Raw genomic sequence first — 1,272 nt, forward strand, 5'->3', positions numbered from 1 at the left:
CCGCACCCCGGCGAAGACACCGACCGGGGTGCGGCCGCGCGCCCCGTACCGGGGCACGACATCCGCATGCAGTGGGTGCTCTCCATCGCGGTCATCGTCGTGGGACTCCTGACGATCCGGCCCATGGGGCCGAGCGGCCGGGGCCTGGCCGTGGCCGCCCTGTTCGTCGTCAACTCCGCCTCGATGCTGGCCCGTCGGCTGCCCGAGCACAGGGTGTCGCCGCGCGTCGCCCAGGTCTGGCTCACGCTCGGGGTCATTGCGGCGGCCGCCCTGATCGGCCTCAGCAGCAGCGGAACGGGCTACCTCTTCGCCTTCTTCACGGCCGGCCACATCGGATACCGGCTCGACACCAGGCGGGCCCTCCTCACGGCCGGGTTCTGCAGCCTGCTCCGCGCCGCCGTGCTCTACCTGCGCCTGGGCCCGGGCTACGAGGCGCTGCCGTGGGTGTTCGGCCTGACCACCGGCGCCCCGGTCATGATCGGCATCCTCAACCGCAGTCAGCGGCAGGCCGTGCGGGCGGCGATCGACGCGGCGGAGTCGGCCGAACGCGCGGCCCGCGCCGAGGCGCGCACCGCGGTGCTGACCGAACGGGGCCGGATCGCCCGGGACGTGCACGACGTCCTGGCGCATTCCCTCGCCGGGATCAACATGCAGCTGGAGCTGGCGGACGCGCTGATCGACACGGGGGACCTGGAGAAGGTCCGCGAGGCCCACGCCAAGGCCCACGGCCTCGTCAAGGAGAGCCTGAAGCAGGCGCAGTGGACCGTGCACGCCCTGCGCGAGGACGCGCTGCCGCTGCGGGAGACCCTGGCCTCGATGCTCGCCTCCTCGGGCCACCGCGACGCCCTCACCGTTACCGGGACCGTACGCGAGGTGCCCGCCCAGGCGGTCCAGAACCTGCTGCGGATCGCCCAGGAGGCCCTGACCAACGCGGCCCGGCACGCTCCCGGGGGAGCCGTCGCCGTGGAGCTGGCGTTCGCCCCGGCGGCCACGACGCTGAGGATCCGCAACCGCCCCGGAACCCGCCCGACGGTTCCCGGCGCGGGCAGCGGGATGGGACTGATCGGCATGCGCGAACGCGTCGCCCTGCTGGGCGGAACGCTCACCGCGGGCCCGGTCACGGAAGGCCCGCACCAGGGCGACTGGGAAGTGGAGGCAGTGATCCCGCAATGACCGGACACGCAGCACAGGAGCAGCAGTTGAAGGTGGTCGTCGCCGACGACCAGGCCGCCGTCCGCGAGCCCCTCGCCGCGGTCCTCGGCCTGGCCGAGG

General features: G+C 73.9%; 1 protein-coding gene. It reads left to right on the forward strand.

Features of this window, described 5'->3' with window-relative positions:
• Nucleotides 1–66: 66 nt before the first annotated feature.
• Nucleotides 67–1,173 carry a histidine kinase gene (locus tag AB0O29_RS36060; protein WP_365160719.1) on the forward strand — a complete coding sequence of 369 codons (1,107 nt, stop codon included), beginning with the start codon at nucleotides 67–69 and terminating at the stop codon, nucleotides 1,171–1,173.
• Nucleotides 1,174–1,272 lie beyond the last annotated feature (99 nt).

Source organism: Streptomyces sp. NPDC089915, from assembly GCF_040684675.1.
Taxonomy (GTDB): domain Bacteria; phylum Actinomycetota; class Actinomycetes; order Streptomycetales; family Streptomycetaceae; genus Streptomyces.

Excerpts from the sequence above, each read along its gene's own strand:
- AB0O29_RS36060 (WP_365160719.1), top strand. The coding sequence starts at position 67 with ATGCAGTGGGTGCTCTCCATCGCGGTCATCGTCGTGGGACTCCTGACG.